This is a genomic window from Methylobacterium sp. (genome assembly GCF_019750675.1).
In the GTDB taxonomy this organism is placed as follows: Bacteria; Pseudomonadota; Alphaproteobacteria; order Rhizobiales; family Beijerinckiaceae; genus Methylobacterium.
Genome location: NZ_JAIEOF010000398.1, coordinates 1 through 6,924, shown reverse-complemented (window position 1 = coordinate 6,924; position 6,924 = coordinate 1). Strand labels below are relative to the sequence as shown.

The 6,924-nt window shown below is 73.4% G+C and carries 6 protein-coding genes and 1 pseudogene; all 7 read right to left on the bottom strand.

Annotated elements, in window-relative coordinates:
- Nucleotides 1-75 (bottom strand): annotated as a pseudogene (locus K2X24_RS20850) (HAD family hydrolase); the annotation flags it as partial.
- Between the two features lie 79 nt (nucleotides 76-154).
- Nucleotides 155-577, bottom strand: coding sequence for a serine/threonine protein kinase (locus tag K2X24_RS20845; protein WP_292500703.1), 423 nt, complete (start codon nucleotides 575-577; stop codon nucleotides 155-157).
- A gap of 132 nt (nucleotides 578-709) precedes the next feature.
- Nucleotides 710-2,182 carry an RluA family pseudouridine synthase gene (locus K2X24_RS20840; RefSeq protein WP_292500701.1) on the bottom strand — a complete coding sequence of 491 codons (1,473 nt, stop codon included), beginning with the start codon at nucleotides 2,180-2,182 and terminating at the stop codon, nucleotides 710-712.
- An 82-nt stretch (nucleotides 2,183-2,264) separates the two neighbouring features.
- Complete coding sequence (locus K2X24_RS20835; RefSeq protein ID WP_292500699.1) at nucleotides 2,265-3,512, bottom strand: Hsp70 family protein; 1,248 nt, start codon at nucleotides 3,510-3,512, stop codon at nucleotides 2,265-2,267.
- A gap of 158 nt (nucleotides 3,513-3,670) precedes the next feature.
- Nucleotides 3,671-5,167 (bottom strand): carboxypeptidase M32, encoded by a 1,497-nt coding sequence (locus tag K2X24_RS20830; protein WP_292500697.1) that lies wholly within the window; start codon nucleotides 5,165-5,167, stop codon nucleotides 3,671-3,673.
- Nucleotides 5,168-5,274: 107 nt separating this feature from the next.
- Nucleotides 5,275-5,598: a GlpM family protein gene (locus K2X24_RS20825; protein ID WP_292500705.1), complete on the bottom strand. Its 324-nt coding sequence runs from the start codon at nucleotides 5,596-5,598 to the stop codon at nucleotides 5,275-5,277.
- A 9-nt stretch (nucleotides 5,599-5,607) separates the two neighbouring features.
- The coding region (locus K2X24_RS20820; protein WP_292500696.1) for a replication-associated recombination protein A at nucleotides 5,608-6,924 on the bottom strand (1,317 nt) is incomplete at its 5' end.

The window sequence follows — 6,924 nt, the reverse complement described above, 5'->3', positions numbered from 1 at the left end:
CATGCCCTGCGCCGCCACGATGAGGTGCTGGCTGTCGACGAGGGTGCCGTCGACGTCGAAGACGATGAGCTTCACGGATGCGGGCCCCGGCACCGGAATGTCCGCCCGATGGCTGACGGTTCGGCGCAGCTCATGATTGGCGCGTGGGCGCGGCTCATGGCTGGCGCGTGGGCGCGGCCTGGGGCTGGCCGGTGCGCGGCCGGTCGTAGCCGAGCTTGCAGCGCACGAGGAACCGACGCCGGGCGCCCCCGCGCAGGCCGCGCGCGTGCGAGACGCGGTTGCAGGCTGCGTAGGATGGACGGCGATTGCGCCCGACTTGCGCCGCGCCGCGCCCACCGGCGGTACCGGCGGCCGGGGCTGCGGGGCGAGGTGCCTGGGCCTGTCCCGGCTGCCCTTGCTGCTGCCCCTGCCCCTGTCCCTGGGGCTGTGCGGCCGCCGGGCTCGGTTGGGCCTGCGGCCGGGCCTGGGGCGCCGTCTGTGCCAGCACCGGGGTGCCGAGGCTCCCCGCGGGCAGCGTCAGGACGAGGAGCGCGAGGCCGAGCACGGCCGCGGGCTTCAGGATCGTGTCTCGATGCATCGTGGCGCGACGGTCCTTGGCCGGCGGCACGGAACCGACCGGACGATGTCCTGAAGGATAAGGCATGCCGGGCGCTTGCCAAGTCACAACATGCCGAGTCCCAACTCGACAAGCCGCACCTTGCCGAGTCGCCTAGGCTTCGGGTGCCTCGACGATGGGGTCGTAGCGCGCGGCGTCGAACCCGAGCAGGTTCCAGCTCTGCGCCATATGCGGCGGAAGCGGGGCCGTGACGTCCACCGGACGGCCGGTTTTGGGGTGGGGGATCACGATCCGGCGCGCGAGCAGGTGCAGGCGGTTCTGGATGCCGCCGGGCAGCTCCCAGTTCTCGATGCTGAAGTATTTCGGGTCGCCCACGATGGGGTGCCCGATGTGGGCGGCATGCGCGCGCAGCTGGTGCGTGCGCCCCGTGACCGGCTTCAGCGACAGCCAGGACAGCTTCTGGGCCGCGTTGTCCACCATGGCGTAGTAGGTCAGCGCGTGGGCGGCGCCCTCGTCCCCGTGCTGGGCCACCCGCATGCGCGCGTCGGCGTCGGTGGGTTCCTCCTTGGCGAGGTAGGTCGAGATGCGGCCCTGGGGCACGCGCGGCACCCCGGCGGTGAGCGCCCAGTAGACCTTGCGGGCGGAGCGCGAGCGGAAGCTCTTGGCCAGCGTCGCGGCGGCAAGGCGCGTCTTGGCCACGATGAGGCAGCCGGCGGTGTCCTTGTCGAGCCGGTGCACGAGGCGCGGCTTCTGGCCGTCCTTGCCGGTGAGCGCCTCGAGGAGGCCGTCCACGTGCCGCACGGTGCCGGAGCCGCCCTGCACCGCCAAGCCGAAGGGCTTGTTGAGAATCATCATCTCGGCATCCTCGTAGAGGATCAGCGAGCGGATGAAGTCGGCGTCGGTGGCGTCCTTCGCGGCCGAGCGCGGGCGCTCGCCCTGGGCGTCGAGCTTGAGGGGCGGCACGCGCACGCTCATGCTCGGCTCCAGCCGGTCGTTGGGCTTGGCGCGCTTGCCGTCGACCCGCAGCTCGCCCTTGCGCACGATGCTCTGGACACGGGTGAAGGGCAGCTGGGGAAAGCGCGTGGTGAGGAAGCGGTCGATCCGCATCCCGGCCTCGTCCTCCTCCACCGTGAGGGTCTGCACGCCGGAGGCCAGGGTGGCGGAGGCCGCCGCGCGCTGCTCGCGCCGGGTGGGCGCCTCCCCGGCGGGGGCGCCCGCACGGGTATCGGAATCGGCACGGCGCGGGCGCGCCTCGGCGGCATCCGGACGCGGAGCCCGGGTGCGCGGGGGCCGGGGCGCGGCCTCGGTCAGGGCCTCGAAGGCCTCGTGTTCCGCCTCCTCCCGGTCGCGGGGCTGCTGTCCCGGGCGCCAGGGCGCGGGCTTGCCCGCCTCGCCCCGGTTCTCGGCGGCGCGCTGGGCGGCGTCGAGGGCGCTGGTGCGCGGGCCCGTGCGCTCGCGGTCGGGACGCTTGAAGGCCCCGGGTTTGCCCGGACGCCCGGGCTTTCCCGAAAACTTGCCCTGCGCGGAGGGCCGGCCCGGGCCCCCGGATTTGCCCGGCGTGCCGCTGCGGCTCGGCCCTGCGCCCCTGCGCCCGGCGCCGCCGCGTGATGGTGGTCGTGTGGTCATGGCCTGCTCGTACCACCCGGCGGCCCCGCGACAAAGCGCCTGCGGGACAGGGGTAACCCCGCGCGGGTGCGGCCTTCCGCGCTCAGGCGGCGCGGCGGGCCGCCTCGATGGTCAGCCCGGTGCCGACCGAGCCGAAGGTGTCGCCGTCGACGACGCGGGCCCGGGGCAGGCAGGCCGTCAGGGCGGCCCGCACATGCGGCAGGCCGGTGGAGCCCCCGGTGAGGAACAGGGCGTCGATGCGGTCGGCGCTCAGGGACGCCTGCATCAGGCAGCGGTCGATCCGCTCGGCGATGCGCCGGGCGAGTTCGCCGGTCTGGGCCTTCAGGCCCGGGCGGTCGAGCTCGGCGTGAAGGCCCGCCTCGACCCAGTCGAGGTCGATCCGGCCCCGTCCCTCCTCCGAGGTCGCGATCTTGGCGCCCTCCACCGCCATGGCCAGGGCGTGGCCGCGCTCGGCCTCCACCACGGTGGTGAGGCGCGCGAGGAGGTCGGGGCGCCTGGCGTCGCGGCGCACCTCCTCGATCTCCCGCAGGGTCTTGCCGTTGTAGAGACGGTTGATGCTCGACCAGGTGGCGAGGTCGTGGAAATAGCCCGTGGGCACGTCGAGGTCGCCCCGGTTCATGGCGCTGCCCAGCCCGAGGAGCGGCATCACCGTGCCGAGGCTGAGGCGGCGGTCGAAATCGGTGCCGCCGATGCGCACACCGTCATTGGCCAGGATGTCGTCGCCGCGCTCCGCCTTGGCGTGGCGCTCCGGGGCGAGGCGCACGATCGAGAAGTCCGAGGTGCCGCCGCCGATGTCGGCGATCAGCGCGATCTCCTCCGCGCGCACCTGCTGCTCGTAGTCGAGGGCGGCGGCGATCGGCTCGAACTGGAACGAGACGTGGCGGAAGCCGATGCCCTCCGCGATGTCCCGCAGGGCGTCCTCGGCGCGGGCATCGCCCTCCGGGTCGCCGTCGACGAAGTGGACCGGGCGGCCGTGCACCACCGTGTCGAGGGATCGCCCGGTCTCGGCCTCGGCGCGGGCCTTCACGGCGGCGAGGTAGCGCGCGATCACGTCGCGAAAGCGGATGCGCTCGCGCCCCACCGGGGTCGTCTCCTCCAGGAGTGCCGAGCCGAGCACGGATTTCAGGCTGCGCATCAGGCGCCCCGGCGTGCCCTCCACGTATTCGGCCATGGCGGCGCGGCCGATGACGGCATCCCGGCCCGGCGGGAAAAAGATCGCGCTCGGGATCGTGAGGTGGCGGTCCTCCAGGGGCACGAGCTGCGGGCGCTGTCCGGTGACGAGGCCGAGGGTGGTGTTCGACGTGCCGAAATCGAGGCCGCAGGCCGCCATGGGGATCTCCGGACGCAGGTCCGCTGGTGGGAGGGGCCGCCGGCCTACAGGCTGTGCCGCCTGCGGTCCACCTGTCCCGGCCCGCGAAATCGCCGCCCCGCCCCGCCCGCCGGCGCAGGGCTGCGGGTGCCGGCCTCCCGGATTCGCCACGCAGGCCCTCAGCGCGCGCCGAGATACCGTGCGCGTAGGTGGCGCAGGAAATCGTCCGCCCCGAGGGACTTGCCCGTGGCTTCGCGAAGGAGTTCGTCCGTCTCCAGCAGGCTGGCGCGCGCGTGCACGTGGGTCCGCAGCCAGCCGCGCAAGGCCGCGAAGTCGCCCGCCGCGAGGTCGTCCGGGATGCCCGGAACCGCGGCGCAGGCGGCACGGAAGAGCTGCGCGGCCGCCATCGCCCCGAGGGTATAGGTCGGAAAGTAGCCGAAGCTTCCGCCCGGCCAGTGTATGTCCTGCAGGCAGCCCCTCCGGTCGTCGGGCACGGTGAGGCCGAGGAGGTCGCGAAGGCCGTCGTTGAAGGCGCCGGGCAGGTCGGCCACCGCGAGGTCGCCCGCGACCATCGCCCGCTCGAGGGTGTAGCGCAGCAGGATGTGGGCCGGGTACGTGACCTCGTCGGCATCGACCCGGATGAAGCCCGGCTCCACCCGCGTGTAGCGCCGGTGCAGGTTCTCAGGGCTCCAGGCGGGGCCCGCCCCGCCGAAGGTCTCGCGGAGGGCGGGCGCGAGGAAGGCGCAGAACTCGGCCGAGCGGCAGGCCTGCATCTCGACGAGGAGCGACTGGCTCTCGTGCAGGGTCATGCCGCGCGCCGCGCCCACGGGCTGGTGGCGCCACGCGGGCGGCAGCCCCTGTTCGTAGAGGGCGTGGCCGGTCTCGTGCAGCACGCCCATCAGGGCGCCGGAGGCGTCGGCCTCGTCGTAACGGGTGGTGATCCGCACGTCGTCCGTGGCGCCGCCGCAGAACGGATGCAGGCTGACGTCGAGCCGCCCGCGGGTGACGTCGAAGCCGACGGCCCGCATCAGGCGCTCGCCCAGGGCCTTCTGGGCCTCCACCGGGAACGGCCCGGGCAGGGGCCGCGGCGCCGGTTCGGCCGCCTGGCGCTCGCGCACCGCCGCGACCAGCCCCGGCAGCTCGGCCCGCAGGGTCTCGAAGAGCGGGTCGATCGCCGCGCGGCGCATGCCCGGGTCGTAACCGTCGAGGAGGGCGTCGTACGGGTCGAGGCCGAAGGCGGCGCCCTTGGCGGCACCGACCTCCCGTTCCAGGCGCAGGGTCTCGGCGAGCGCCGGCGCCAGCATCGCGAAGTCGGACCGCGCCCGGGCCTCGCGCCAGATCATCCCCGATTGCGACGCGGCCCGGGAACTCGCCGCCACGAGGTCGGCCGGCACCGCCGCGGCGTGCAGGTAGGTCCGGCGCATCTCGCGCAGGTTCGCCCGCTCCCACTCCCCCAGCGCCGCGGCGTCGTCGAGGGCGCGCGCGATCAGGTCGCCGGTCTCAGGCGCCGTCAGGATCTCGTGGCCGATGACGGCGAGCTGCGCCAGCTGCTCGGCCCGCATGTCGGCGGCCCCGTCGGGCATCAGCGTCTCCCGGTCCCAGGACAGGATTCCGGCGGCGTCACCGAGGGCGCCGAGCCGGGCGAAGCGACCGGCGAGGGTCTGGTAGGCCTGCATGGCCGGGTCTCTCCTGCGGAATTGCTGTCGCGGGTCCCCGCCCCGAAGGGTTGGGTCATGACCGGAGCCTTCCATGCGGCGCGCCGCGCTGTCCAGGGTGAGCCCGTTCACAGCCACTGGGGCAGGAGGAAGATCGCGAGGGCGGCCGCAAGCCACGCGGCGGTGGCGCCCAGAATCGCCAGCCGATAATCCATCAGGCCGCTGAGGGCATAGGCCGCCCCGAGGAACACCAGGTAGGCCGGGATCGTCCTGGCGCCCGCGAGGCAGGCCGCGCGCAAGCCCGCCGGATCGCCCTTCGCCCCCACCGCCAGCAGCGCGATGATGGCGAAGGTGGGGGCCAGCGGCAGGATGCCGGGCAGCACGTTGCCGCGTCGGGAGGCGAGCACGATGGCCACGGTGACGAGGCCGCCGAGGAGACCCTTCCAGAGCACGTCCAACGGTCAGTCCTCCTCGGACCGCCGCTGCCGGCGCAAGCGCTCCCAGTGGGCGAGGCGGTCGGTGTACCGGCTCTCCATGCCCCGGTCGGTGGGGGTGTAGAAGTGCTGGCGGCCGAGTTTCTCCGGCCAGTAATCTTGGCCCGAGAAGGCGTCGGGCTCGTCGTGATCGTAGCGGTAGCCCTCGCCGTAGCCGATCTTGCGCATCAGCTTGGTCGAGCCGTTGAGGATGGTGCGGGGCGGCGGCAGCGAGCCGTGCGACTTGGCGACCCGGGTCGCGGCCTTGTAGGCCTCGTAGACCGCGTTCGATTTGGGCGCGCAGGCGAGGTAGACCGTGACCTGCGCCAGCGCCAGCTCCCCCTCGGGCGAGCCGAGGAAGTCGAACGCGTCCTTGGCGGCGGTGGCCACCACCAGGGCCTGCGGGTCGGCCAGCCCGATATCCTCCACCGCCATGCGGACCAGGCGCCGGGCGATGAACAGGCGGTCCTCGCCCCCGTCGAGCATGCGGCAGAGGTAGTAGAGCGCCGCGTCCGGATCGGAGCCGCGCACCGTCTTATGCAGGGCGCTAATGAGGTTGTAGTGCCCCTCCTGGGACTTGTCGTAGATCGGGGCCCGGCGCTGGATGATCGCCTGCAACCCCTCCGCGTCGAAGATTTCTTCGTGTTTAGCAGAGCGCCAGACTTCTTCCGCCAGGGTGAGCGCGGCGCGGCCGTCGCCGTCTGCCATGCGCACGAGCACCCCGCGCGCCTCTTCGTCGAGGGGCAGTGGCTGGCCGGTGAGGCCTTCCGCTCGGACCAGCAGCTTGGCGATCGCCGCGTCATCGAGAGCCCGGAACAGCAGCACGCGGGCGCGCGAGAGCAGCGCGGCGTTGAGCTCGAAGGACGGGTTCTCCGTGGTGGCGCCCACCAGCGTCACCGTGCCGTCCTCCATCACGGGCAGGAAGGCATCGAGCTGGGCCCGGTTGAAGCGGTGGATCTCGTCCACGAAGAGCAGCGTGCCCCGGCCCATGGCCCGGCGCCCGCGCGCCGCGTCGAACACCTTTCGCAACTCGGCGATGCCGGAGAAGATCGCCGAGATCTGCTCGAAGTGGAGGTCGGTCTCGTGCGCCAGCAGCCGCGCCACGGTGGTCTTGCCGGTGCCGGGCGGCCCCCAGAACACCAGCGAACCGAAGGAGCGGGCGTTGAGCAGGCGGGTCAAGGCCCCGTCCTGGCCGGTCAGGTGCTCCTGGCCGACAACCTCGGCGAGGGTTTTCGGGCGCAGGGCGTCGGCGAGGGGGCGGGGCGCGGTGGCGGAGAGGCCGGCCGAGGCGAAGAGATCGGACAT